22 protein-coding genes are annotated in these 25,495 nt (G+C 61.4%); 12 read left to right on the top strand and 10 right to left on the bottom strand.

All coding sequences use genetic code 11. The annotated features are described in order from the left end of the window. Nucleotides 1-102: 102 nt before the first annotated feature. Complete coding sequence (locus C4J94_RS13870) at nucleotides 103-1,119, bottom strand: aldo/keto reductase (protein WP_124386691.1); 1,017 nt, start codon at nucleotides 1,117-1,119, stop codon at nucleotides 103-105. 84 nt (nucleotides 1,120-1,203) lie between these two features. Continuing rightward, nucleotides 1,204-2,103, bottom strand: a complete 900-nt coding sequence (locus C4J94_RS13865; protein ID WP_124386690.1) for a LysR family transcriptional regulator — start codon at nucleotides 2,101-2,103, stop codon at nucleotides 1,204-1,206. A gap of 100 nt (nucleotides 2,104-2,203) precedes the next feature. On the opposite strand from C4J94_RS13865, the gene C4J94_RS13860 reads away from it, so the two are divergent. Next, complete coding sequence (locus C4J94_RS13860; RefSeq protein ID WP_124386689.1) at nucleotides 2,204-2,908, top strand: SDR family oxidoreductase; 705 nt, start codon at nucleotides 2,204-2,206, stop codon at nucleotides 2,906-2,908. Between the two features lie 60 nt (nucleotides 2,909-2,968). Here C4J94_RS13860 and C4J94_RS13855 read toward each other — a convergent pair whose 3' ends face one another. After that, nucleotides 2,969-4,279 carry an MFS transporter gene (locus C4J94_RS13855; RefSeq protein WP_124386688.1) on the bottom strand — a complete coding sequence of 437 codons (1,311 nt, stop codon included), beginning with the start codon at nucleotides 4,277-4,279 and terminating at the stop codon, nucleotides 2,969-2,971. A gap of 160 nt (nucleotides 4,280-4,439) precedes the next feature. Here C4J94_RS13855 and C4J94_RS13850 point away from each other — a divergent pair, with 160 nt between their 5' ends. Both C4J94_RS13850 and C4J94_RS13845 read left to right on the top strand, forming a co-directional pair. Next, on the top strand, nucleotides 4,440-5,540 hold the full coding sequence (locus C4J94_RS13850; protein WP_124386687.1) for a sugar diacid recognition domain-containing protein: 1,101 nt from the start codon (nucleotides 4,440-4,442) through the stop codon (nucleotides 5,538-5,540). A 97-nt stretch (nucleotides 5,541-5,637) separates the two neighbouring features. Further along, the gene (locus tag C4J94_RS13845) at nucleotides 5,638-6,780 is read left to right on the top strand and encodes a glycerate kinase (protein ID WP_124386686.1); all 1,143 of its coding nucleotides are present in this window, start codon (nucleotides 5,638-5,640) and stop codon (nucleotides 6,778-6,780) included. On the opposite strand, the gene C4J94_RS13840 is transcribed toward C4J94_RS13845, so the two are convergent. The 4 genes from C4J94_RS13840 to C4J94_RS13825 all read right to left on the bottom strand — a co-directional run bounded on the left by C4J94_RS13840 (nucleotide 6,777) and on the right by C4J94_RS13825 (nucleotide 11,027). After that, entirely contained in the window at nucleotides 6,777-7,889 is a 1,113-nt protein-coding gene (locus C4J94_RS13840) for a class II histone deacetylase (RefSeq protein ID WP_124386685.1), read from the bottom strand. The genes C4J94_RS13845 and C4J94_RS13840 overlap by 4 nt on opposite strands. After that, nucleotides 7,886-9,055: an MFS transporter gene (locus C4J94_RS13835; RefSeq protein ID WP_124386684.1), complete on the bottom strand. Its 1,170-nt coding sequence runs from the start codon at nucleotides 9,053-9,055 to the stop codon at nucleotides 7,886-7,888. Before C4J94_RS13835 ends, C4J94_RS13840 begins: the two co-directional genes overlap by 4 nt. 20 nt (nucleotides 9,056-9,075) lie before the next feature. Then, the gene (locus tag C4J94_RS13830) at nucleotides 9,076-9,951 is read right to left on the bottom strand and encodes a transporter (protein WP_124386683.1); all 876 of its coding nucleotides are present in this window, start codon (nucleotides 9,949-9,951) and stop codon (nucleotides 9,076-9,078) included. Between the two features lie 104 nt (nucleotides 9,952-10,055). After that, nucleotides 10,056-11,027 carry a helix-turn-helix transcriptional regulator gene (locus C4J94_RS13825; RefSeq protein WP_124386682.1) on the bottom strand — a complete coding sequence of 324 codons (972 nt, stop codon included), beginning with the start codon at nucleotides 11,025-11,027 and terminating at the stop codon, nucleotides 10,056-10,058. Between the two features lie 229 nt (nucleotides 11,028-11,256). Between C4J94_RS13825 and C4J94_RS13820 the strand changes: the two genes are divergently transcribed. Next, on the top strand, nucleotides 11,257-11,769 hold the full coding sequence (locus C4J94_RS13820; RefSeq protein ID WP_124386681.1) for a GNAT family N-acetyltransferase: 513 nt from the start codon (nucleotides 11,257-11,259) through the stop codon (nucleotides 11,767-11,769). Here C4J94_RS13820 and C4J94_RS13815 read toward each other — a convergent pair. Beyond that, nucleotides 11,766-12,458 (bottom strand): aspartate/glutamate racemase family protein, encoded by a 693-nt coding sequence (locus tag C4J94_RS13815; protein ID WP_124386680.1) that lies wholly within the window; start codon nucleotides 12,456-12,458, stop codon nucleotides 11,766-11,768. The two genes, C4J94_RS13820 and C4J94_RS13815, sit on opposite strands and share 4 nt — an antisense overlap. A gap of 333 nt (nucleotides 12,459-12,791) precedes the next feature. On the opposite strand from C4J94_RS13815, the gene C4J94_RS13810 reads away from it, so the two are divergent. From C4J94_RS13810 to C4J94_RS13795, 4 genes are all read left to right on the top strand, one after another. Beyond that, entirely contained in the window at nucleotides 12,792-15,023 is a 2,232-nt protein-coding gene (locus C4J94_RS13810; protein WP_124386679.1) for a cytochrome P450, read from the top strand. Then, nucleotides 15,020-15,817 (top strand): trans-aconitate 2-methyltransferase, encoded by a 798-nt coding sequence (locus tag C4J94_RS13805; RefSeq protein ID WP_124386678.1) that lies wholly within the window; start codon nucleotides 15,020-15,022, stop codon nucleotides 15,815-15,817. Before C4J94_RS13810 ends, C4J94_RS13805 begins: the two co-directional genes overlap by 4 nt. Before the next feature lie 75 nt (nucleotides 15,818-15,892). Beyond that, a complete protein-coding gene (gene idi / locus C4J94_RS13800; protein WP_124386677.1) occupies nucleotides 15,893-16,426 on the top strand; it encodes an isopentenyl-diphosphate Delta-isomerase in 534 nt (177 codons plus the stop codon). Between the two features lie 90 nt (nucleotides 16,427-16,516). Next, nucleotides 16,517-17,188 carry a DUF3313 domain-containing protein gene (locus C4J94_RS13795; RefSeq protein WP_124386676.1) on the top strand — a complete coding sequence of 224 codons (672 nt, stop codon included), beginning with the start codon at nucleotides 16,517-16,519 and terminating at the stop codon, nucleotides 17,186-17,188. Nucleotides 17,189-17,253: 65 nt separating this feature from the next. On the opposite strand, the gene C4J94_RS13790 is transcribed toward C4J94_RS13795, so the two are convergent. Then, on the bottom strand, nucleotides 17,254-18,654 hold the full coding sequence (locus tag C4J94_RS13790; protein WP_124386675.1) for a DUF1254 domain-containing protein: 1,401 nt from the start codon (nucleotides 18,652-18,654) through the stop codon (nucleotides 17,254-17,256). A 107-nt stretch (nucleotides 18,655-18,761) separates the two neighbouring features. Further along, on the bottom strand, nucleotides 18,762-19,118 hold the full coding sequence (locus C4J94_RS13785) for a response regulator (RefSeq protein ID WP_124386674.1): 357 nt from the start codon (nucleotides 19,116-19,118) through the stop codon (nucleotides 18,762-18,764). Nucleotides 19,119-19,353: 235 nt separating this feature from the next. Here C4J94_RS13785 and C4J94_RS13780 point away from each other — a divergent pair, with 235 nt between their 5' ends. Genes C4J94_RS13780 through C4J94_RS13765 form a run of 4 tightly spaced genes read left to right on the top strand, consistent with a single transcriptional unit; the run spans nucleotide 19,354 to nucleotide 25,465 of the window. Beyond that, nucleotides 19,354-22,851, top strand: coding sequence for a response regulator (locus tag C4J94_RS13780; RefSeq protein WP_124386673.1), 3,498 nt, complete (start codon nucleotides 19,354-19,356; stop codon nucleotides 22,849-22,851). Beyond that, nucleotides 22,852-23,682, top strand: a complete 831-nt coding sequence (locus C4J94_RS13775; protein WP_372240830.1) for a protein-glutamate O-methyltransferase CheR — start codon at nucleotides 22,852-22,854, stop codon at nucleotides 23,680-23,682. Beyond that, a complete protein-coding gene (locus C4J94_RS13770; RefSeq protein WP_124386671.1) occupies nucleotides 23,679-24,278 on the top strand; it encodes a chemotaxis protein CheB in 600 nt (199 codons plus the stop codon). The genes C4J94_RS13775 and C4J94_RS13770 overlap by 4 nt, the downstream gene beginning before the upstream one ends. After that, the gene (locus tag C4J94_RS13765) at nucleotides 24,272-25,465 is read left to right on the top strand and encodes a hybrid sensor histidine kinase/response regulator (protein ID WP_124386670.1); all 1,194 of its coding nucleotides are present in this window, start codon (nucleotides 24,272-24,274) and stop codon (nucleotides 25,463-25,465) included. The genes C4J94_RS13770 and C4J94_RS13765 overlap by 7 nt, the downstream gene beginning before the upstream one ends. Nucleotides 25,466-25,495 lie beyond the last annotated feature (30 nt).

Raw genomic sequence — 25,495 nt, 5'->3', positions numbered from 1 at the left:
TTCAGCAGGATTATGGTGCTTTTAGCGTTAAAGCGCTGCGCTGTTTTGGGGCGGGTTTGCCTAATGCACGGTTGACGCGTTCCAGCGGGCAGCGAGAACGCTTCATTGCGACGAACGCATCACTCGGCCCGATACGAAATGCCCTATGTCGTTGAACCCCGGTGTGGACGAATGTCCCGGCGTCACCAGTGAATCTATGAACGCTTCATCCTGCGCCGTGATCTCTACGGCCAACGCCCCGGTATACGCATCCCACTGCGCCTCGGTGCGCGGGCCAACGATCGCCGAACTCACCGCCGCGTTGTTCAGCACCCAGGCAATCGCGAACTCGACCATTCCCACGCCACGGCCCTGGGTGTATTGCTGGATCTGCTGGGCAATGCGCAGCGATTCCACCCGCCATTCGGTTTCCAGGATGCGTTTGTCCTGGCGTGCCGCACGACTGCCGGGTTCTGGGGTGAGGTCGGGAGCATACTTGCCGCTGAGCACGCCGCGCGCCAACGGGCTGTACGGCACCACGCCCAGGCCATAGGCGGCAGCGGCGGTGATCTGCTCGACTTCAGCCTGGCGATTGACGATGTTGTACAACGGTTGGCTGATGATGGGCCGATCCACGCCCAGGCGCTCGGCCACGCGAATGACCTCGGCGATACGCCAGCCGCGATAGTTGGACAACCCCCAATAGCGCACTTTGCCCTGGCGGATCAGGTCGCCCATCGCCGATACCGTGACCTCCAGCGGCGTGTCGTGGTCCTCGCGGTGCAGGTAATAGATGTCCAGGTAGTCGGTGTCCAATCTAGCCAGGCTGGCATCCAGCGCATTGAACATGCGTTTGCGGCTCAGGCCACTGCGGTTGGGCACGCCATCCGCCGGGCCGAACCCGACCTTCGAAGCCACCACCCAGTCCTGGCGGTTGCGCGCGATGGCCTCGCCGACGATCTCTTCGGAACGCCCGCCGGTGTAGACGTCGGCCGTGTCGATAAAGTTGATGCCCTGGCCCCAGGCCTTGTCGATGATACGTAGCGAGTCTTCGGTGCTGGTCTGTTCGCCAAACATCATGGTGCCCAGCGTCAGTGCGCTGACCTTCAATCCGGACTGGCCCAATGTGCGGTAAATCATGCAAAGCTCCTCATGGCAGGCAAACGTATGTCATGCAATACCAGACACGACCGCTCTGGAACAAGCCCTGTGCGTGTTTCTTCATCAACTCAGCAACGTCTGGCAGCGCTCCTGCAAAAAACGCTGCAGCGCTTTTACCCGTTCCGATACCTGCAGGCGGTGCGGGCACATCAGGTTGAACGGCGCCGGTTCGCCTTGCCACCCCTCAAACAAGGCCACCAGTCGGCCGGCGGCAAGGTCGCCCACTACATCGAGTCGGGCTTTATAGGCGATGCCGTGGCCGGCCAGGGCCCAACGGCGCACCACTTCGCCGTCGTCGCTGAGAAAATCTCCACTGACCTCGACCTCTTCAACCTGCGCGCCCCGGCAAAAGCGCCAGGTTTTGCTGACTTGGCCCTGGCGCATGTAACGCAATGCGCTGTGCCCTGACAGCTGCATCGGCTGCTGCGGCGTACCGTGGCGCGAGAGATAGGCCGGGCTTGCGCAGGCGACGCGATGGTGGTCCGAGGCGATGGGCAGGGCGACCAGGCTTGAGTCCCGCGGCACGCCAAAACGCAGGGCAATGTCGACCGTGTCCCGAAACAGGTCGGCGTTGCTGTCGTTGAGCATCAGTTGCAGGCGGATGTTCGGGTGTTCGGCCTTGAATGCGTCCAGCCAGCCCAGCAGCACATTGCGCCCGAAATCCGAGGGCGCCGCCACTTGCAGCAAACCGGTCAGGCCCTGGCTTTGCTGCTTGAGCGCCTGCTCACCCTCGTTCAATGCGGCCAGCGCAACGCGCACGCTGTCCAGATAACGCCGGCCTTCCTCTGTCAGGCGCATGCTGCGGGTGGAGCGGGCGAACAAGCGCAGGCCGAGGCGGGTTTCCAGGCGCTTGAGGGCGATGCTGGCGGCGGCCGGGGTCAAGCCAAGCCCGCGTGCCGCGCCAGACAGGCTGCCCGTATCGGCGGTGCGCACGAACACTTCAAGGTCCAGGATCGAACTCATTTGTAAAATTCCTTTAAAGATCTTGTCGTTTTACCCGGATTTTTCTCCGATTACCAAGCGTGGAAGATGAACGCTCACTTTCTCACCCAGGAAACCTTCCATGACGACGTCTCTCAACGGCAAAACCATCATCGTGATCGGTGGCAGCAGCGGCATCGGCGCGGCCGTCGCCAAGGCCGCGGCAGAGCGCGGTGCAAACGTGGTGGTGGCGGGGCGCCGCCTGACCTCGGCGCTGCACGACGGCATCCGCAGCGAGCCGGTGGATGTCAGCGACAGCGCATCCTTGCAACGCCTGTTCGAAACAGTGGGGCGCTTTGATCATCTGGTTTACACATCAGGTCCTTCGGTCAACGCCAAAACTCTGATCGACACCGATCTGGACGAAGCCCAGGCCAACTTCAACGTAAAACTCTGGGGCGCGTTGCGCACAATTCAACAGGCATTGCCGTTCCTGCATGAGCGCGGCAGCATCAGCCTGACCTCCGGCCAGTTGGGGCGCAAATTGGTGCCGGGGCAGTTCATCAAGATTGGCATCAACGCCTCCACTGAAGCGCTGGGCAAGCAGTTGGCCAAGGAACTGGCGCCGCGCCGCGTTAACGTAATCAGCCCTGGGGTGATCGACACACCGGCTTATGCCGGGCTTGGTGAAGAGCAACGCTTGGCGATGTTTGCCAAGGCGGGCGCAGCCTTGCCGGTCGGGCGCGTCGGGCAGGCGCAGGAAGTGGCGGCGGGCTATGTGCTAGCGATGGAGAACGGCTACATGACCGGTGCCGTGATTGATATCGACGGCGGCGGCCTGTTGTAACAACACCCAGTTGTAGGGAGGGAGCCCCTCCCTACAGCAAGCCCGCTCAGCTGGGCCGCTTTATACTTTCAGGGTGCGCGTCATCCGCAACGCCAGCACACTGCCGGCGACGATAACCGCTGCCAGCAAGTACAGCGCCACGTCCGTGGAGCCCGTCGTATCTTTCACGAACCCGACGATGTACGGGCTGAGAAACCCGGCCATCTGGCCCATGGAATTGATCAAGGCCAGTCCGCCAGCCGCTGCACCCGCGCTGAGCATCGCGGTGGGCACCGGCCAGAACATCGGCAGGCCGGTGAGGGCGCCCATGGTGGCGATGGTCAGTCCGAGAATGGCGATCGCTGGGGTGGTGGCGAAATTCACCGCGATCACCAGGCCAATCGCGCCCATCAACATCGGCACCACCAAGTGCCAGCGACGCTCCTTGCGCAAGTCTGCGGAGCGGCCCACCAGCAACATGAACACCGCGGCCAGCAGGTACGGGATCGCACTGAGCCAGCCAATCACCAGGTTATCGCTGAAACCCAGGTTCTTGATGATCGACGGCAGCCAGAAGTTGATCGCGTAGACGCCGCTCTGAATGCAGAAATAGATCAGGCCGAACGCCCAGATCGCCGGGTTCTTGAACACCTCGGCCAGGGAGTCGGTGGTGGTTTTTGGTTTGTTCGCAAGGTCCGTGGCCTGGTCAGCTTCCAGCACCGCGCGTTCGTGGGGCTTGAGCCATTTGGCGTTGGCGAAGCTGTCGCTGAGCAGGAAGTAGGCGAGGGCGCCGAGGATCACGGTGGGGATGCCTTGCAACAGGAACATCCACTGCCAGCCGGCGAGGCCGCCTTGCCCTGCCGCAAAGTGGTTGAGAATCCAGCCGGAGAACGGGCTGCCGAGCAGGCCGGAGACCGGAATCGCCGACATGAACAGCGCCATGATGCGGCCCCTGCGGAATGTCGGGAACCACTGCGAGAGGTACAGCACCACACCGGGAAAGAAGCCCGCTTCGGCGGCACCGGTAAACAGGCGCAAGGTGTAGAAATGCGTCGGCGTGGTCACGAACAGCAGGCACGTGGACAAGGTGCCCCACACAATCATCATCAGCGCAATCCAGCGCCTGGGCCCGAACCGGGTCAGTGCCAGGTTGCTCGGCACGCCACACAACACGTAGCCGATAAAGAATATCCCGGCACCGAGGCCGTACACGGTTTCACTGAATTTCAACGCGTCGAGCATCTGCAACTTAGCAAAGCCAACGTTCACCCGGTCAAGGTAGTTGAACAGGTAGCAGATAAAGATGAAGGGGATCAGGCGCAGGGTAACGCGCTTGTAGATGGCGTTTTTATCGTCATCGGTGGCCAGTGCTGCAGCGGCGCTCTGTGACATGGGGAGTCTCTCTTTATTATGATTTTTCGCGATGCGAGGGTAACGTTGATCGCCCAAACAGTCTCGGTGACGCGATGGGCGACTGTCTTTGTGCTTGCGCACAGCCAAGCCCGCTTTGCGCTGTGCCGGCGACCAACTGTCTTCGAAGGAAAAGAGCGCCATGTTCGAGCTGGATCATGAGTTGGCACAGGATATCGTCGATCGCACCATGGCGATCCTGCCCTACAACGTCAACGTCATGGACAGCCAGGGCCTGATCCTCGGCAGCGGCGAGCCGGAGCGCATCAACACCCGGCACGAAGGCGCCCAACTGGTGCTGGCGAACGGGCGTGTGGTTGAAATCGATGGGCAGACCGCCAAGCACCTCAAGGGCGTGTTGCCGGGCATCAATTTGCCGCTGATGCATGATCAGCGCCTGATCGGTGTGCTGGGTATCACCGGCGAGCCGGAGGGCCTGCGCACCTACGCGGAGCTTGTGCGCATGACCGCCGAGATGCTGGTCAGCCATCGGCATCAGCAGGCCGAGCAGCAGTGGCGCCGCCAGCGCTGCGATGACTTGCTGGCATTGCTGTTGGCCGATGCGGGGGACTCGCCGCGCCTCGTCGACGAAGCCCAGCAACTGGGGCTCAAGCCGCAACTGGCGCGTACGCCTTACCTGTTCGAACTGGGCGCGGGGCAGTCGGCCGAGGCCCTGAGCGCCTGGCTGACGTCGCGTTACCCCGACAGCTGGTGCGTGAGTTCGGCGCAGTTTTCGCTGTTGTGGTGTCGCCCGACGTCCGTGCAGGTCGATAACCTGCGCCTGCTGGAAAAGCTCGATGGCCTGGGCTGGAATGTATTGCGGGTCGCCGTGGGCGGGCAGGCGGACGGGTTGGCCGGGTTGCGTCGTTGCTATCGGCGTGTCAGTGATTTGCTCGCCTACGGTCGCGATATCCTGCCGCACTCGCGCCTGTTGATCCTCAACCGCTATCGTCTGCCGGTCATGCTCTGGCGCCATCGCAACGACGATGCCCTGGACGAATTGCTCAACCCGTTGCGCAAAGTCCTCGCCAGGGACAGTAATGGCCAACTATTGGCCACGCTGCGCAGTTGGTGCGAACACGACGGGCAAAGCCAGGCCTGTGCCGACGCGCTAGGGATCCACCGCAACAGCCTGCGTTACCGCATGGAAAGAATCGCCGAACTGAGCGGCGTCGACCCGCTGACCCTGGACGGCATGCTGGCGTTGTACCTGGGTGTGCAGCTGTTGCCCCAGGCTTTGTAAAAATGAACAACAATCCTCAGCCGCACTTGTGCATCGGACCGGCGTCATCGGCAGTGCCAACTGGCAGCATGGGCGTTATAAAAACCGGAGAAAACCCATGAAAATCATCATCGCCCCCGACTCGTTCAAGGACAGCCTGAGTGCCGAAGGGGTTGCCCAGGCCATTGCGCAAGGGCTGGCTCAGGTCTGGCCGGACGCACAGCTGGTGCAGTGCCCGATGGCGGACGGCGGTGAAGGTACGGTCGAGGCGGTGCTCGCTGCGTGTAACGGCCAGTTGCGCGGCCAAACCGTGCAGGGGCCCCTGGGCGATACGGTGCAGGCCCACTGGGGCTGGTTGGCCGACAGCCATACCGCGATCATCGAAATGGCCGAGGCCAGTGGCTTGCAACTCGTTGCGCCGGGCCAGCGCGATGCCTGCTCCAGCAGCACGTTTGGCACCGGTGAGCTGATCCGCGCCGCGCTGGATCAAGGCGCCCGGCGCATTATCCTGGCGATTGGTGGCAGTGCTACCAACGATGGCGGGGCCGGCGCGATGCAAGCGCTGGGCGTGCAACTGTTCGATGCCCAAGACCAGCCCCTGGCACTCGGTGGCTTGGCGCTCGGCGGCCTGGCGCGGGTTAGCCTGGACAACCTTGACCCACGCCTGGCGCGGGTCAGCTTCGAGATCGCGGCGGATGTGAACAACCCGCTGTGCGGCCCCCATGGCGCCTCGGCGATATTCGGCCCGCAAAAAGGCGCCAATCCTGATCAGGTTCACCAACTGGACACGGCGCTTGGGCATTTTGCCGACCACTGCGCCAAGGTGTTGCCCAGGGACGTTCGCGACGAACCCGGCAGCGGCGCGGCCGGCGGCCTGGGTTTCGCAGCCAAGGCGTTCCTCGGCGCACAGTTTCGCGCCGGCGTTGACGTGGTGGCCGAACTGGTGGGCCTAGACGCTGCCGTGCGCGGCGCCGACCTGGTCATCACCGGCGAAGGCCGCTTCGACGCCCAGACCCTGCGCGGTAAAACCCCGTTTGGCGTGGCGCGTATCGCTCGACGGCACAAGGTCCCGGTGATCGTGCTCGCCGGAACCCTGGGCGAAGGCTACGAGCAGATGTACGCCCACGGCGTGGATGCCGCGTTTGCGTTGCCCTCGGGGCCGATGAGCCTGGAACAGGCATGCAGCGAGGCTCCGCGCTTGTTGCGTGAGCGGGCCTCGGATATTGCGCGGGTATGGCGCCTGGCACGGCCTGCCGCTTAATCGATAACCTGCTGCGCCAACTGTTCGACCCATTGTTTCTGGAACGCCAGCAGCGCCGCCGTGGGCTGCTGCAACTGGACAAACTCAAGCATAGGGTCCACGACCGCCGTGCGCACGCCGCTCAATTCCTCGACCGTCGCCAACCCGCAAAACGGCACATAGGCTTCGCTGTAGCCGCCCTCATGCACCAGCACCAGGCGGCCTTGGCAGAGACGTTCGGCAGCCTGGCGCAACGCGCGGGTCATCAGTCGGAAGGAATCACTGTGCAGCAGCATGCGCGCCAGTGGGTCGACGGCGTTGGCGTCATAGCCGCAGGCGACGATGATCAACTCCGGCTGGAAACGTTCGAGCGCCGGCACCACGATGCGCGCCACGGCATGCAGGTAAGCCGCGTGTCCACTGCCCGGTAGCAAGGGAATATTGATGTTGGCCCCCAGGCCGGCACCTACGCCACGCTCCTGCGCGCCGCTGTAGCCCGGCGGGTAGCAACCGTCCTGGTGCAGCGAAATCGTCAGCACATCGCCACGCGCTTCGAAAATCGATTGGGTGCCATTGCCGTGGTGCACGTCCCAGTCAATCACCGCGATCTTGCCCAATCCGCTTCGAGCCTTGGCGGCTTCAATGGCGATGGCAATGTTGGCGAGAAAACAGAAGCCCATCGCGCCGTCCGCCAGGCAGTGGTGCCCCGGTGGGCGCGACAGCGAGTAGGCATTGTGCGCCTGGTCGCTGAGCACCTGGTTAACGGCGGCAATGGCCAGGCCGGCCGAGAGCCGGGCAATTTCGAAACTGCCCGGCCCTATCGGGGCCTGGGGACCCAGCTCACCACCGCCGGCATCGCTTAACGCTTTGAAACGTTGCAGATAGGCGCGGCCATGCACCCGCAGCAGGTCTTCCTCACTGGCGGGGCCAGCGCTGTGCAGCTGCAACTGGCGGCTCAACCCGGACACATCCAGCAGGCTTTTGAACCGTCGCTTGGTCTCCGGTGACTCGGCATGCCCAGCGCCGGCAGGCGGCTGCACCCAGCCGCCGACGGGCAGGGTCAGCGCATGCGCACCGGCGCTGTGCCACAGGGTCATTTCATCAAAGAAAAACGCGGTGGTTGGGTTCATACGGGCTCCAGTTCAGCGGGGTGTCGAGGGCGACTGCCCAGGATCATCGTCAGCGATAACAGGGTGGTAACCGCGCCACCGAGCAGCAGCGCGCTGAACCCGGCGCTGGCTTCGATCAGCCGGCCAGCGATGGCGGGGCCGATGGCCAGGCCACCGCCGATCACCAGGTTGGATGTGTTCATCAGCTTGCCGCTGTGATCCAGGTCTGCCAGGCAAGCGAGGATCAGCGGCAGGATGAAGGTCCAGGCGAACTTGAACAGCAGCGCCGCCAGGGCAAACCGCAGCAGCCCCGGCTGCCCGAGCAGAAGCAGCACCGCCGCGGCCATCAGTGCGTAGCCGGCGAGCAACAGCACCATGCGCGACAGGCGCGCCCCCACCAGCGAGGCACTCGCGGCGCCGGCAATGCCCATCACGGTCGCGATGGCGAGCACCTCGCCGCTGTGTTGCGCTGAGATGCCGGCACTGGCGCCGAGCGCGCCGATAAACGTCCAGACACCGCCGAGGCTGATGTAGAACGCCAGCACCGCGCCGATCCCCAGGGCAGCTTTCCAGCGTGAGCCTGGCCACCCTGCGCCTGCGCGGGTGTGTGGCGACGGGCTGGCGCTGGGGAAGGCGCGGGCCAGGGGTAATAACAGCGTCATCAGCCCGGCCAGGATCAAATAGCAGGCATTCAGCCCAAAGCGCTCGAACAAGGCAGGAAGCACGGCTAGGCCGACGGCACCGACCACCAGTTGGCCCATCACCCATAACCCGTAGACCCGACTGGGGTTGGCGGTAGTGGCGGCACTGGCCAGGCAGAGGATCATCAGGGAACCGCCCGCCAGCGCACTGGCAAAGCGCAAAGCCAGCAACAGCGGGTAGGTGTCGGCGAGCATCGACGTCCCGTTGGCCGCGATGAACAGTAGCGCGGCAACCCGTGCCGCCATGCGCCAGTCGATGCGTTTGAGCCACCAGAAGGCGGGCAGGGTCGCCAGGCTCATGGCGCCCAGTTCGACGAAAAACAAATCGCCGATCTGTGTCGGGCTCAGTTGCCACTGGCTGGCCAACTGCGCGGCCACGGCGGGAGCGGTCATCAGGAGGGTTGGCGTGATGGCGGCGAACAGCACGATAGCGGCCAGGCGTTGCCAGGACAGCGATGAGGTTGGGGTATCGGTTTGAGTAGGCATTTTCAAGCTCCGCGAAAGGATCAGAACACATGCACCAGGCGCAGCAGCGCGTCAGTCCCGGCATAGCCGTTGGACGTGGCAACGTTTTGCGAAAGGCTGAACATCAGTTGGTTCTGCTGATCGAGCCAATGCCCGACTTCAAAACCGACCTGGGTGTAGCGCTTGTGGGTGTCATCGATCTGCCGATCGTTGATGCGCAGCGCGCCGCCATCAGCCTGGATCAGGCGCAGCGCGCCGTAGGTTGAAGGGCTGAAGTCATAGGAGGCGAACGCTTGCAGGCGATACAAGGGCGCTTGTTTGAGTTCGCTGCCAAAGTAGTCGTCATTGCGTGCATGGAACTGGGCTTCCAGGTTCGCTTCCACCACCCAGTTTTCACCCAGACCACGGGTGTAGTTGTAGACAAACGTGGCGCCCCAGCGATTGGCACCGGGGGACACGTCCGGGTTCTGCGGGTGGTACTCGCCCACCGGCACCGTGATCAAACTCAAGAGCCCGCTGTAGGTGCGCGAAGCCGGGTCGTTGACGAAAAACACCGTGCCGCCCACTTGCGGATCACCCAACCCCCTTTCGCCGGTGCGCTGGCTGGCGCCGGGCAAGCGTGCGCGGATGTCGGCGAAAGGCAGGATCAATTGCGGCGTGCACAGGGTGGCGCAGGCATCGGTGAAAAATACCTGGCGGTAGGCCATGGCGTTGACGCGCAGGTCGGCCTTGCCGGTGCGGTCGGCCGGGCCATGGAAATCTCCGGCGCGGGTGGCAGGCAGGTACAGCACGCCCAGGGTGGTACCCGGCGGTGCGCCAAAAAAATCCCGTGCGTTGAGGTCGGCAGCCTGGCTGTCCAGGCATAACAGTGTTCCACCGAGCAACACCGTCAGGTTACGTAGACTTGTTGGAGTCATGGCAAGGCGCCTCTTGTAATGGGCGAAGGGCAGAAAAATGCGCAAACGCAGCCCGTGACCGTCAAAACGACAGGCTGCAACACGTAGCGGGATAACGAGGGGGATCAGTCGGGCGGAGCGTGCATCAAGTGCGCGATGCGCGCCTTGTCCTTGACCCCGAGCTTGGAGTAAATAACGCGAAGGTGATGGCGCACGGTGTTGGGTGACAGGCCCAGGTCGCGGGCGACTTCCTTGTAGGTCTTGCCCTCGCCGAAGCCCTGGGCGACGTCGTTTTCCCGCGGGCTGAGCTGGGGCAGGGCACGATTGACACGTGCCGCCAACAGTAACTGATCGCCCACCGTCGACACCTGGAGGTGGATCTGTTTGCCCTCATGCCCACGCTCATCCAGCGGTACCGGCAGGGTAGGGCCGCTCCAGTGTGGCCATTCACTGAGCAGCAGATCGATGAAGCCGCGCTCGGCACATTGCAGCACGCCGCGTGAATCACAGACTGCGAGGGCCAGGTTACGCGGGCTGGTAAGGGTTTCGCGCATGGCCACCAGGGTACGGATATGGTTCGCCGACACCGCAGTGACCAGGTGTAGCATCAGATTGTTGAGCAGCAGGCAGTCCTGGGCATTGAACCTGGGCGCAGTGGGTGTGCGGTAGAGCGTGAGGTGGTCGCTCAGGCGGGTGTGCGGGTCGATATGAATCACACACAGCAACTCGCCCAGGCCGTAACGCTCGCCCAGCCAATTCAAACCGGCCCCGCTGGCGGGGTCGCGCATGTCAACGATCACTGCCTGGCCAGGGGTCGCATGCACCCGCCCGACAGTCACGTCGATGTGCCGGATTGACTGCCAGTCGCGCAAATAGTCCGATGGCAGTTGGTACAGGCAGCTGCTGTGTTCTTCCGGCAGGCCGTCGATCAGCGCTGCGCGGCCCCACCAGGCGTAATCGAAGGCCAGCAACTGGCTGACGCGCCGCAACGCGTGGTGCTGGAAATGTTCGATGTCCTGCTGGCGGGCCAGGCGTTGCACGTCGAGGGTCAGGGTGCTGAAGGCCTGCAGCAGGCCCAAGGGATCAACACGGCTCATGGGGGTTCCTCTGTGGGACCTTTTTTGTTGTTCTGGTCACAGGGTTAAAGGCCGGAATGTGGGTTAGACGGAGCAGGGCCTGGGCTCAGTATCCGCGCTGATAAGCCTGATCGCTATCGTTCAGATGCAGGATGGTGCCGGTGGTTACGTGGGAAAGATCCGGGCTCGTCAGATCAACGGCTTTGCTCCTACACTGGGCGGCCATTTGTCTTTCAAAGGATGAAATACGATGCACACGCCTGAATCCTCTATCGTGATCCAGCGTTTCACCGAGGCCCATCTTGAGGGCGTCGCGGCGCTCTATAACGAACCGGCCGTATGCCGTCAGGTGCTGCAAATGCCTTTCCAGTCAGTAGAGGCGTGGCGCAAGCGCCTGGTGATGGATAACGAGCGCCGACTGCAGCTGGTGGCGGTGCACGGCGGCCAAGTGGTGGGTCAACTAGGGTTGGAACAGTACTTGCGCGTGCGCCAGGCGCATGTGGGCTCGTTCGGCATGGGGGTGGCGACGGCCTGGCAGGGCAAGGGCGTCGGTTCGAAGTTGCTGACGGCCGCGCTGGACGTAGCCGATAACTGGATGAACCTGCACCGTGTAGAACTCACGGTGTATGCCGACAACGAAGCCGCGCACAACCTGTACCGCAAATTCGGCTTTGAGGTCGAAGGCCGCTTGCGCGACTACGCGCTGCGTGACGGAGTGTTCGTCGACACCCTAGGCATGGCGCGGCTGCGCAAGCCCGTTTAATCCTCCAGCGCAAACGCCACCGCAGCCCGCGCATGCAGCTCGGTGGTGTCCAGCAGCGGCAGGTCGCTGTGCTCGGGCTTGATCAGCAGGCTGATTTCCGTGCAACCGAGAATCACCGCCTGGGCGCCGCGTGCGGCCAGGGATTCGATCACCCTTTGATAAATCGCGCGTGATTCGGCGCTGATCATTCCCACACATAACTCCTCATAGATGATCCGGTGCACGTCCTTGCGTTCGCCCGCGTCCGGCACCAGCACGGTCAGGCCCTGTGCCTCCAGGCGAGACTTGAGGAAGTCCTGTTCCATGGTAAACGCGGTCCCGAGCAAACCGACAGTCAGAGTGCCGGCTTCCAGGGCGGCGGCTGCGGCGGCGTCGGCGATATGCAGGAAGGGAACCGATACCGCCGCCTCAATACGTGGCGCCACCTTATGCATGGTGTTGGTACACAACACCACACAGTCGGCACCTGCGGCTTGCAGGCGGCGTGCGGCATCTTCGAGAATCAGCGCGGCATCGTCCCAACGCCCGGCATGCTGGGCCTGCTCCACCGGGCCGAAGTCCACGCTGTACATCAACAGTTGCGCCGAACGCAGCGGGCCGAGCCGGTCGCGCACATGCTGGTTGATGATGCGGTAATACTCGGCGCTGGACTCCCAGCTCATGCCGCCGATAAGGCCGATGGTGCGCATGCGATGCTCCGGACAAGGAAATATGACTTCACCTTAGCCACCGAAGGCGGAAGAGTCATTGGCAGTTGCCAGGCAATTGACCAGCACAGTTCAAACGCGGTTGCTGACCGGACTCGTTCATACCTGTAAGAAGCGACAGTATTTTTTGAACTTGATGATCTCTAATCTGTGCCAACGATCGATCACTGCCTGAGTGCCCACAAGGGTGATAGACCTTTGCCTACTCTGCAGGTCTATCGTGGCTGTGTGATGGTCAGACACCCCTCACATCCTGAGTGTCTGGTTTTCGATAAGGTCCGGTCTTATTGAAAGTTCATTCAAGAGGAGCCCATCATGGCACCGCCACACCGCGAGGGCGATCCCGCCCCCAGCCAGAAAGATCGTCCACCGCCGCCGCCTTTTACCCTCCCCGAAATCGAGTTTCCTTTCGCCGCTGCGCCACCGCGTTCCGACAGTGAACAGTTGCGCGCGAATGCCCTCGCATGGGCGCAGCGATACGGCTTGATCGGACGCCGCGGTGCGCAGCGGTTGAGCACCACTGCGCTGCTCGATCTGGGGATGGCGTTATGCGGCAAGGCGCCCACGCACCGAGCGGAGATTCTGGTGTGCTGGTACCTGTGGGCGCTTACGCTGGATGACCGTATCGATGACGGACCCTGGGCGGAAAACGGCGCGTTGGATCGTTTCATCAGCTCGGTGCAGGCGTTGACCGAGAGCGATGGTGCCGATACATCAGCTCAAAACAGTCGATTCGAAGACCCGATGCTCGCCGTTCTGGTCGATGATCTTTGGCCTCGGACCCGGTGCTGGGGCGGTGAACATTGGCGGGGCAGGCTGGTGCAGCATCTGATCGAGCATTTGCGTGCGCAGGCGACTCTGGTGCGCCTGCGGGAAAACGACACGGCGCTCACCCTGGCCGAATACCTGCCGCTGCGCCGGGATTCGTTCGGCGCCCTGTTCTTCTTTGACCTCATCGATGGGGCCGAAACCCTCGACCCGTACGAGGCGCCAGCGGATGCTCAAGCATGGAACAGGTTACGTGAGCACGCCGCCGATATGATTGCCTGGACGAACGATATCCATTCGGTTGCCAAAGATGTGGTATGTGGTGAGCGCTTCAACCTGGTGTCGATACTCGCGGACGCCGCTGGCATGGATTGGCCGGTCGCGCTCGAATCCGCCCATCAGATGGTAAACACGGCAGTTGTGCAGTTCACTGCGGTCGCGGTCGCTGCCGAGCCGGCGAGCCACCAGCCGGGCGCGGCGACCGACCCGGACCGGCTGCGTCAGGTTGTGCGAGCGGCAGGCGACTGGCACCGTAGCGTCTCTCGCTATCACCTGCATACCGCCGACTCTGCGGCCCCGAGCAAGCGGCAAGTGGACCTGAAACTTACTGCGCCGACGCTGAAGTCCCGGCAGTTCGAAATCGACCCATACCCGCTGTATGAGCAGTTGCGTACCACACTGCCGATCGCTTACGACGAGCCCACCGATGTGTGGCTGGTCAGCCGGCATGTCGACGTCAAAGCCGCCTTGACCCATCCGGGTGCAAGCAACAATAACTACAGTTGGCAGATCGGACCGCTGCTGGGCCACACCATTGTCACCATGGACGGGTGTGAACACGCCCAGCACCGAGCGCTGCTGAGTCCTGCGTTTCGTGGCAAGGCCCTCGCGATACTTGAAGCCTCCATCACCTCGGTCACCAAGGACCTGCTGGCGCGCATGCACGGGCGAGGGCAGGTTGACCTTATCGCCGATTTCACCGCAGCACTGCCGGTGCGCGTGATGGCTCATGCCCTGGGGCTGCCGGCCCACACCCGGGAAGAGGTGGAGCAGTTGAAGCGCTGGTGCGCCATCGGCTTCGCGTACATGGGCAACTATCGTCAGGACCCAACGCTGCTGAGCGGTGGATTATCCAACCGAGACAGTTTCTACGACTTCATTCAGCCACACATCGACGCGCGCCGGGCCAACCCCGCAGACGATCTGATCTCGCAGCTCCTGGCCGCACGGCTTGACGGTCAGCCGTTGTCCGAGACGTTCGTGCGTGCTTACTGCGCGATCCTGATGACGGCGGGCAGCGAGACCAGCCACGGCGCGCTGGCAAACCTCATTGTCAACCTGCTGAGCGAACCTGGCGTCAAAGAGGCGGTGATCGCCAATCCAGGCCTGATGGATAACGCCCTCACCGAAACCCTGCGACGCAACCCGCCTTTGCAGCTCGTCCTTCGAGAGGCCCGTGAATCGCTGCAACTGCCCTCGGGAACGATACCGGCCGGCGCGACCCTGGCTTGCCTTATCGGTTCGGCCAACCGTGATCCGGCCCAATTCAGCGACCCGGATACGTTTGATCTGTGCCGCGCCGAACAGGCGACCAGTCATTTTGCCTTCGGTGCGGGACGCCATTTTTGCCTGGGCTCGATGCTGGCGCGGATGGAGATCACGATCGGCGCTCGCCTGCTGCTGCTGGCCTTTCCAAACCTGCGCTGGGCGCCGGGGTTCAAGCCGATCGAGCGCGGGTTCCTCAATCGCTGTCCCGAGCGGCTGGAGGTCGTACTATGACCAGCATTGTCGACGTCCAGCCGCCCGGCTACACCAGCAGCTATCTGGCCGACCAGCACGCTGGCCAATTGGCACGGCTGCGCACCCTGGAACGTGCGTTTGATCCGTTGAGTCATGCGGTTTTTGATCAATTGGCGCTTGCTGGCAAGCCCGCCATCCTCGATCTCGGCGCCGGTGCCGGATCGCTCGCCGGCTGGCTGAGCCGGCGATATCCGCAAGCGACCATTACCGCCACGGACATCGACGCCCGATTTCTTACCGATATCCCCGGTATTCAAGTGCTTACCCATAATGCCGTGACTGATGAGTTTCCTCCTGCCGCCTTTGACGTGGTGCATGCCCGGGCGCTTCTGTGTCACCTCGCCGACCGCGAGGAAGTATTGACGCGAGCCATCACCTGGCTGCGCCCGGGTGGCTGGCTAGTGATCGAGGACGTAAGCCTGGAACCCAGCCTGAGAACGGCGAACCCGCTGTTTCGAAAAGTGGCCCAGGCCGGGATCACCCTTTTGGAGCAATCCATTGGGTCCGACATGCTTTGGGCCTCGACGCTTGCGGACCGATTGCGTGATCGCGGGCTCGCCAACGTGAGGCATCGCACGCTTGAAGGCCGTATAGGCGACAACAGCCCCGCCGACACCTTTTGGGCCTCCACCACGGCACAAGCCGGGCCGGCGTTACTGAAGCTCGGATTACTCACACAAGAGGACCTGGATGAGATGACTCATCTACGTGCCGATCCAGCGTTCACCGACGCAGCGTTGACCTTCGTCAGCGCCTGGGGGCAAGTCCTTTGACGTCGAATAAAGCGCGCCCTTGTACCGGGAAGGCGGTATGGGGCGTGCGTAGCATGCCATCGAAGGAAATACGCAATGACCAATGAAGTCGTGTTAGTCGATGCACAAGACTTACCAATCGGCGTGTGTGACAAACGCGAAGCGCACCTGGGAGCGGGGCAACTGCATCGCGCATTTTCGGTGCATTTGATCGACAGTCGCGGGCGTCATCTACTTCAGCGTAGTGCGCAGGGGAAAATGCTTTGGCCAGGTTTCTGGTCGAATGCTTGCTGCAGTCATCCGGCCCCTGGCGAGACTATCGTGGAGGCCGGGTCTCGCCGGTTGCGCGAAGAGTTGGGCGTTCAGGCTTCCTGTCGCGCGCTCTACAGTTTTGAATACCATGCCTGCTTCGGTTCGATCGGCGCAGAGCATGAATTCTGTCATGTGCTGGTGGCTCGATCTGACGCTGGGGTCTTACCCGATCCTGACGAAGTCAGCGATATCGAATGGCTGACGCGCGCCGAAATATCAGCCCGGCTTGTTGAGCCGCAAGCGCAGTTCACGCCCTGGTTTCGACTGCAATGGCGTCGTCTTTTATTGGAGCATCCTTCGTTCGATACACACCAATAGTTGCTGACACCGCGTTAATTAGGTGTATTCCCCAGAATTGTCTATACCTACAGCTCATTCTTACGATGATGGTCGCCAGGGAGTTCACTGATGAAACTTAGGCTAATGGTCAGCGCGCTGTGCATTGCCTCCATCGGCATGGCCGGTTGCGCCAGCAAGGTCACGCAACCGGACGAGTATTCGGGCTTTCTGTCGGACTACAGCCGACTCAAGCAAGCCAAATCGCCCTCCGGCGCCGAAGTGATGCGCTGGGTCGACCCCAAACTGGACCTGAGCCGCTACAGCGCGGTGTACATCGAACCCACGCAGTTCTATCCCAAGCCTCAAGCGACCACGCGGATTCCAGACAGCACCCTGCGTGGCATCAATGACTATTACACCCAGGCGCTCAAGCGTGAGCTGGCCGGCTCACTGCCGCTGGCCAACGGCCCGGGCCCAGGGGTGATTGTGGTGCGCGCGGCGATTACGGCCGTCAGCAGTAAAACCGAAGGTCTCAAGCCCTACGAATACATCCCTGTGGCGTTCGTCGCTGCGGCAGTGAGTACCGGCACCGGGATTCGCGACCAGGAAACCACCTTGGGCACGGAAGCGCAGTTCCTCGATGGCGCCAACGGAAAAGTGATTGCCCAGGTGGTGCGCAAAGGCACAGGAAAGCCGTTGGCAAACGACAGCCAGGTGATGAAGGCTGACGATGTAAAAAGCGTCATCGATGGATGGGCGTCCGACCTGCATCAGTCTTATCTCAAGCTGAAAAAGCACTGACATATGCGCGGCGCGGCGGGAGACCGGTGTGAGCCGTCACCCGCCGCGCATGGGCTTCCGTGCGATTACTTGAGCGGCGTCAACGGCGGCAACTGCCATTGGCCGTTACTGACTTCAGGCTTGGGCAGGTAGATGCGCAGCACCGCGAAGAACGGACCGGTCGGAGCGGGCAACCAGTTGCTCTGTTCGGCTTTCGGTGGCTCGTGATGTTGCAGCGCCAAGGTCAGCCCGCCGTCGGCGTCCAGCTTCAAGTCAGGCAGCATCCGGGAATTGATCAGGTAGCGTTTCTTGTGGTTCGGCACCAGCAACTTGGTCTTGGCGTCGTACATGGTCAGCGACCAGAACGCATCGGCCGGCGGCAGTTGACCCTTGGCAAAATGTACGGTGTAGCTGCGGCGCGCGCCGTTGGCCGGTTTGCCTTCGCTATCATCGAAGTAGGTGAAGTAAGCGGCTTCGTCGGTGGAATTGCCGAAAATACCCAGGTTGGCGCCGGCATACCGGTACAGGTAGTTGTTTTTCAGGCGGTCACGGCTGCCGAACAGCTCCCCGCTGGACACTTGGTGGGTGTCGATCCTGTCTTTCTTGAACGTGGCGAACTCCGCCTTGCCGTCAGCAATGCCATCTTCCAACGCTTTGCGCTGTTCGACAGTCAACTGGCTCAGCTTGAACGGCGCGCCGGGAGCGATGCCGATTTTGGCGAAGCGTGCGAGCAGGTCTTTTTCACTGTCCTGCGGCGCAGCAAAAGCCAGCATGAAGTTCAAGTAGCGGAACAACTGTGGGCTGTCGCTCATGTTCGCCATCGGCTTGGGCCACTCCACCTTCGGCACTTTGGCCGGGGCCGCCTGTTTTACATAGCTGCTCAGCGGCTGCACTTTATAGCCGCTCTGGATTTGCTTGACCTTGCCCAGGTCTTTTTCGTCGAACAACTGGGTGCGATACAGTGCGTAGGCGATATTGCTTTCGCTGTAGACCACGCGGTCGATGTCGACCGGCTGCTGCCCCTTCCAGTCAGGCCCTGCGATCATGTAGTGACCGCCATTGTTGCCGGTGCTGCGGGTGCCCAGGTAGGCGATGTTCTGGGTATAGAGGTCGATCAACTGCACCGAGTAGTAGCGGTTGTCTTCGACCTTGGGCAGGGTCAGCACCAAGGGCTCCTTGCGCAGGTCCATCCAGACGAAGGAGTAGGGCGTGTCCGAGTTCGGGGTCACGAACGCGGTGTCCTTGGGGGTAAAGACCTGCGCGGTATTGCCGATGTGATTGAACCCTGCCTTGAAGTTGGCCCCACCTTTATCAACGGCTTGGGTGTAGAGCGTCTTGTACATCTCCACCACGGGATAGCCGTATAAATAGGCTTCCTTGGCGATGGCCCGTGCTTCAGTCGGGGTCGCCGTGAAGTCGGCCCAGGCGCCGGTGCTCATGAGTATCGAGAGGCTCGCCAACACCAGGCGCGCAGGTTGTCCAATCATGTTGTTGCGTCCTTCCAGAGTTCGTTTGACTGACGGGGAGATGAAGGCGATGAGTTTCCAGTTTTATTTCCCGGACGTCACGTTAAAACCTGCAAAAGGACAAGGGATTACGCGGGCAACATTGATTTGACCTTATCGCGCAACTGATCGATCGAGAATGGCTTGGCAATGACCTGCATGCCGGCGGGAACGTCGATGTTTTCGGCATAGCCGCTAGCGAACAGGATGGGCAGCGCAGGGCGCAGTTCGCGCACCTTGGTTGCCAGTTGCTTACCGTCCATATCCGGCAGGCCGACGTCGGTCATCATCAGATCGATCACCGTGTCTTGGGCTTCGACGATCTTCAGCGCTTCTTCGGCATCGGCGGCCTCAAGCACGGTGAACTCCAACTCCTCAAGCACATCGACGATCAGCATGCGCACGATAGCGTCATCTTCGACAACAAGGATGGTGGAGGTAGACATAATAAGGCGTTCCCAAAAAAGACGAGTTTTTACCAGTGGCCATTCTGACCGACCTGTTACTTGAGTAAGCGCAGGCTATCGACAAGTTCCGTCGGACGGTAAAAACGATAGAAAAGACCAGCCAGAATAGCCTGTTATTTCGTAGGAATCTGTACCAAATCACTTCAGAAAAATGGTCTTGATCGTTACTTTGGGGCAAACTCGCGATTTTTCCGCACTTGGCCAAGGCATGCCCATGACTCCCGCGTCGTCAGTTGATGAAAAGAGCTTCCGTAAACTCCTGAGCCGTAACGTGGCGCTGCCATTGGGGGTAGGCGTGCTCAGCGCGGTGTTTTTCGTGTTCCTGATCACTTATTTACTGTCGGTGATCCAATGGGTGGAACACACCGACCGGGTCATCAACAACCTCAATGAATCGTCCAAGCTGACGGTCGACCTGGAAACCGGCATGCGCGGCTTCCTGATTACCGGTGACGAACATTTTCTCGACCCCTATGAAGTGGCCAAGCCGCGGATCATTGCCGACCTGCGCAATCTGCAGGAACTGGTCGCCGACAACCCGCAGCAGGTCGACCGCCTCAAGCGTCTTGAAGCGCTGCAGGTGGAGTGGAACAACTATGCGCAGTCGATGATTGAATTGCAGCGCAGCAGCGGAGACTTCCGCGGTGCGGTCAAGGCGGGCCGGGGTAAGCGCCTGACCGATGAAATTCGCAAGGAATATGAAGACGCGGTGGCGATGGAACAACAGTTCCGTATCACCCGCAATGAAGAAGTGACCCGCACCACGGTGGTCAGCGTTACGCTATACCTGACGTTCGTACTCGGGCTCAGTGGTTTTCTGGCGTATGTTGGCCGAAAAAATTTGCTCGAACTTTCAAATAGTTACAGCGCAACCCTCGCGTCACAAAAGAAGATCGCCAAACGCTTGGAGCAGCAGGCCTGGCTACGCAACGGCCAGACCGAACTGGCCGAACAAGTGCTGGGCCAACTGACCTTGAACCTGTTGGGCCGCAACATCCTGCAGTTTTTTGCCCAGTACATGGGCTCGGCCGTTTCTGCGCTGTATGTACGCGAAGAACACGGTGGGCTCAAACGCGTGGCCACCTACGGCTTTTCCCGTGAGCAGGCACAGCTGGAGCAGGCGATCTACAGCGACGAAGGCATTGTCGGGCAGGCCGCCCAGCTCGATCGCCTGATCCGCCTGGATGACGTACCGGTGGACTATTTCAAGGTCAGCTCGGGGCTGGGCGAGGGCAGTGCCCGCAGTGTATTGGTGGTGCCAACCAGCGATGACGACCGCGTCAACGGCGTGATCGAGCTGGGCTTCCTGCGCCCACTGGAGGAACGCGATGTCGAACTGCTGGAGCTGATCGCGGGCAATATCGGTACGTCCATCGAAGCTGCGCGTTATCGCCAGCGCTTGCAGGAAGTCCTGGCCGAAACCCAGCAGCTCAACGAAGAGCTACAAGTGCAGCAGGAAGAGCTCAAGACTGCCAACGAAGAGCTGGAAGAACAGTCACGCATCCTCAAGGAATCGCAGGCCCACCTGGAAACCCAGCAAGCGGAGCTGGAGCAGACCAACGAGCAGTTGGCCGAACAGACCCAGACCCTGGCCGAACAGCGCGATGCCATGGACCGCAAGAATATCGAACTCAACAAGGTCCAGCTGGAACTCGAAGACCGCGCCGATGAGCTGCAGCGCTCCAGCAAATACAAGTCCGAATTCCTCGCCAACATGTCCCACGAGCTGCGCACGCCGCTGAACAGTTCGCTGATCCTGGCCAAGCTGCTGGCCGAGAACCCCCAGGAAAACCTCAGTGCCGAACAGGTCAAATTTGCCGAGTCGATCTACTCGGCCGGCAATGACCTGCTCAACCTGATCAACGACATCCTCGATATTTCCAAGGTAGAAGCCGGCAAACTGGAAGTGGTTCCAGAAAATTCCAGCGTCGAGCGCCTGGTAGACGGCCTGCGCGGCATGTTCGAGCCGCTGGCCAAAGATCGCAAGCTGGGCTTTCAGATCGACGTGCAGCAAGGCGCGCCGTCCTTGCTGTTCACCGATCGCCAGCGTCTGGAGCAAATCCTCAAGAACCTGCTGTCTAACGCGATCAAGTTCACCGAGCAGGGCGACGTCAGCCTGTCGGTGTCCCGCGCGCCGGGGGAGGGCGTTGCCTTCACGGTGCGTGACTCGGGTATCGGTATTGCCCAGGATCAACAGGAAAGCATCTTTGAAGCCTTCCGCCAGGCCGATGGCACCACCAATCGCCGTTACGGAGGTACCGGCCTGGGCCTGTCCATCTCCCGTGACCTGGCTACCCTTCTGGGTGGCTACATCAGTGTGACCAGCGAACCGGGCAAGGGCAGCATTTTCACGCTGGTATTGCCGGAGCAGTACGTCGAACGCGCCGAAGATGCCGCGCCGATCCAGGCCCCACGCCAGGCCGTGGCGGCGCCGGCCCCTGAGCCAGTCAAGGTTGCGCCGCTGCCAGTGGCCGATGCCGAGCCGATCCCACGCTTTGCAGATGACCGTGACAAAGCCCCGTTCACCACCCGCTGCATCCTGGTGGTGGAAGATGAGCCGAATTTTGCACGCATCCTCTTCGACCTGGCCCACGAGCTGGGCTACAACTGCCTGGTCGCCCACGGCGCCGACGAAGGCTACAGCCTGGCCGAAGAGTTCATCCCCGATGCTATCCTGCTCGATATGCGCCTGCCGGACCACTCAGGGTTGACGGTGCTGCAGCGTCTCAAGGAGCACGCCAACACCCGCCACATCCCGGTGCATGTGATTTCCGTGGAAGACCGCGTCGAAGCCGCCATGCACATGGGTGCCATCGGTTATGCGGTGAAACCCACCACCCGTGAAGAACTCAAGGACGTGTTCGCGCGCCTGGAAGCCAAGCTCACGCAAAAGGTCAAGCGGGTGCTGCTGGTGGAAGACGACGACCTGCAGCGCGACAGCATTGCCCGCCTGATCGGCGATGACGACATCGAGATCACCGATGTCGGCTACGCCCAGGCCGCATTGGACCTGCTGCGCACCCATGTCTACGACTGCATGATCATCGACCTCAAGCTGCCGGACATGCTCGGTAACGAGCTGCTCAAGCGCATGGCCACCGAAGATATCTGCTCGTTCCCGCCGGTGATCGTCTACACCGGGCGCAACCTGACTCGCGATGAAGAAGCCGAACTGCGCAAGTATTCGCGCTCGATCATCATCAAGGGCGCCCGTTCTCCGGAGCGCCTGCTGGATGAAGTCACGCTCTTTTTGCACAAAGTCGAATCCCAGCTGTCCCATGACCGCCAGAAGATGCTCAAGACCGCCCGCAGCCGCGACAAGGTGTTCGAGGGGCGCAAGATCTTGCTGGTGGACGACGACGTGCGCAATATCTTTGCCCTGACCAGCGCTCTGGAGCATAAAGGCGCCGTGGTGGTGATCGGGCGTAACGGCCGCGAAGCCATCGACAAGCTCAATGAGGTCGATGATATCGACCTGGTATTGATGGACGTGATGATGCCGGAGATGGACGGCTACGAAGCGACGGCGCTGATCCGTCAGGACCCGCGCTGGAAAAAGCTGCCGATCATTGCCGTGACCGCCAAAGCCATGAAAGACGACCAGGAGCGTTGCCTGGCCGCAGGTTCCAACGATTACCTGGCCAAACCGATTGATCTGGACCGTCTGTTCTCATTGATTCGTGTATGGCTACCGAAGATGGAACGCATTTAAGTGGAGCGAAGTTTCTTGGACAAAAGCAGCGACATCGAGCTGCGCCTGTTGATCGAGGCGATTTACCTCAAGTACAGCTACGACTTTCGCGACTACTCCGGTGCGTCGGTCAAGCGGCGGGTGGCCCATGCCTTGCGCCAGTTCGACTGCGCGACCATTTCCGCGCTGCAGGAGCGGGTGCTGCATGACCCGGCCGCGTTCATGCAATTGCTGCAGTTCCTGACGATTCCCGTGAGCGAGATGTTTCGCGACCCCTCGCACTTCCTCGCGATTCGCCAGGAAGTGGTGCCGCTGCTCAAGACCTATCCGTCGATCAAGATCTGGATCGCCGGCTGCAGCACCGGTGAGGAGGTTTACTCCATGGCGATCCTGCTGCGTGAAGAAGGCTTGCTCGAACGCACCATCATCTATGCCACCGACATCAACCCGGCATCGCTGGACAAGGCCAAGCAGGGCATCTTCTCCCTGGAGAACGTGCGCGCCTATACGGCGAACTATCAGCAGGCCGGTGGCCAACGTTCATTTGCCGACTACTACACCGCGGCTTACGATAACGCGATCTTCGACAAGACCCTGCGCGAGAACGTCACGTTCGCCGACCATAGCCTGGCCACCGACAGCGTATTCTCAGAAACTCAATTAATTTCATGTCGCAACGTATTAATTTATTTCAATAAAAAGTTGCAAGACAGGGCGTTTGGGTTGTTTCATGAGTCGCTGTGCCATCGCGGCTTCCTGGTGCTGGGCAGCAAGGAAACCCTGGATTTTTCCGCCTACAGCAAGCAATTCGAACCCTTGGTCAAACAGGAACGGATCTACCGCAAATCATGAGCGACGCTGCAATCACCCCGCTTGTCGGGATTGAAGCCATCGTCGTCGGCGCCTCCGCCGGCGGTGTGGAGGCGTTGCTGAGTATTTTTAGCGGGTTGCCGGACACGTTCGGCCTGCCGATCATTGCCGTGCTGCACCTGCCCGATGAACGTCGCAGCCAACTGGCGGACGTCTTCGCGCGGCGCTTGCGCATTCCGGTGAAGGAGGCGCGGGACAAGGAGTCGATTGAGGCGGGCACCTTGTATTTCGCCGGTCCCGGCTATCATCTGTCAGTGGAACAAGACCGCAGCCTGTCCCTGAGCCAGGAGGACCGCGTGCACCATTCCCGACCCTCCATCGATTTTCTCTTCGCTTCGGCCGCTGACGCCTATGGGCAAGGCCTGCTGGCGATCCTGCTGACCGGGGCCAACCAGGACGGCGCACGCGGGCTGGCCCACGTCAAGCAATCGGGCGGCACCACCCTCGTACAAGACCCCGCAGAGGCCCGGATTGCCGTGATGCCCCTGGCAGCCTTGGCGCTGCACACACCTGACCATATTCTTTCCTTGAGCCAGATTGGCTCATTGCTGGCTTCCCTGGAACCTTCCCCATGTTAAGTACTGTCCAGGCCAAACTGCTGATCGTCGACGATCTGCCGGAAAACCTGCTGGCCCTCGAAGCGCTGATCAAGCGCGAAGACCGCCAGGTATTCAAGGCATTGAGTGCCGACGAAGCGTTGTCCCTGTTGCTGGAACATGAATTCGCCATGGCGATCCTCGACGTGCAGATGCCTGGCATGAACGGTTTCGAGCTGGCCGAACTGATGCGCGGCACCGAAAAGACCAAGAACATCCCGATCGTCTTCGTCAGCGCCGCCGGCCGCGAACTCAATTACGCCTTCAAGGGCTATGAGAGCGGCGCGGTGGACTTCCTGCACAAGCCGCTGGATATCCACGCGGTGAAGAGCAAGGTCAATGTATTCGTTGACCTGTACCGCCAGAGCAAGGCGATGAAGCTGCAGGTCGAAGCCCTGGAGCGCAGCCGCCGCGAGCAGGAACTGCTGCTGACGCGTCTGCAGGCCACCCAGGCCGAACTCGAGCAGGCCGTGCGCATGCGCGATGACTTCATGTCGATCGTCGCCCACGAAGTGCGTACGCCGCTGAACGGGCTGATCCTGGAAACCCAGCTGCGCAAGATGCACCTGGCCCGTGACAACGCCTCGGCGTTCACGCTGGACAAGATGCACGCGATGGTCGACCGCGACGAGCGCCAGATCAAGAGCCTGATCCGTCTGATCGAGGACATGCTCGACGTGTCGCGTATTCGCACCGGCAAACTGTCGATACGCCCGGCGCGCTTTGACCTCACGCAGTTGGTGCGCAACCTGGTGCATAACTTCGAACCGCAGGTCGCGGCCGCCGAATCGTCGATGCAATTGGTGGCAGATGAGCCGGTGGAAGGCCATTGGGACGAGTTCCGCATCGAGCAGGTGGTCACCAATCTGCTGACCAACGCCTTGCGCTACGGCGCCAAGAGCCCGGTCGAAGTGCGGGTTTACGCCGAGCACGGCGAAGCGCGCATAGAGGTACGTGACCACGGCATCGGTATCAGTGAGGAGAACCAGAAGCGCATTTTTCAACAGTTCGAGCGGGTTTCCGCCAACCATGCGGCAGCAGGCCTGGGCCTGGGGCTGTTCATCTCCGAACAGATCGTCGCTGCCCATGGCGGTACCATCGAGGTTGAAAGCCAGATAGGCGAGGGCGCGTTATTCCGGGTTTGTCTGCCGCTTCAGGCGACGGCATGAAATCAATCGTCACCTGGACGCAACCTCTAC

The organism is Pseudomonas sp. R5-89-07, assembly GCF_003851685.1.
Lineage (GTDB): Bacteria > Pseudomonadota > Gammaproteobacteria > Pseudomonadales > Pseudomonadaceae > Aquipseudomonas.
This window is presented reverse-complemented; position numbering and strand designations above follow the sequence as displayed.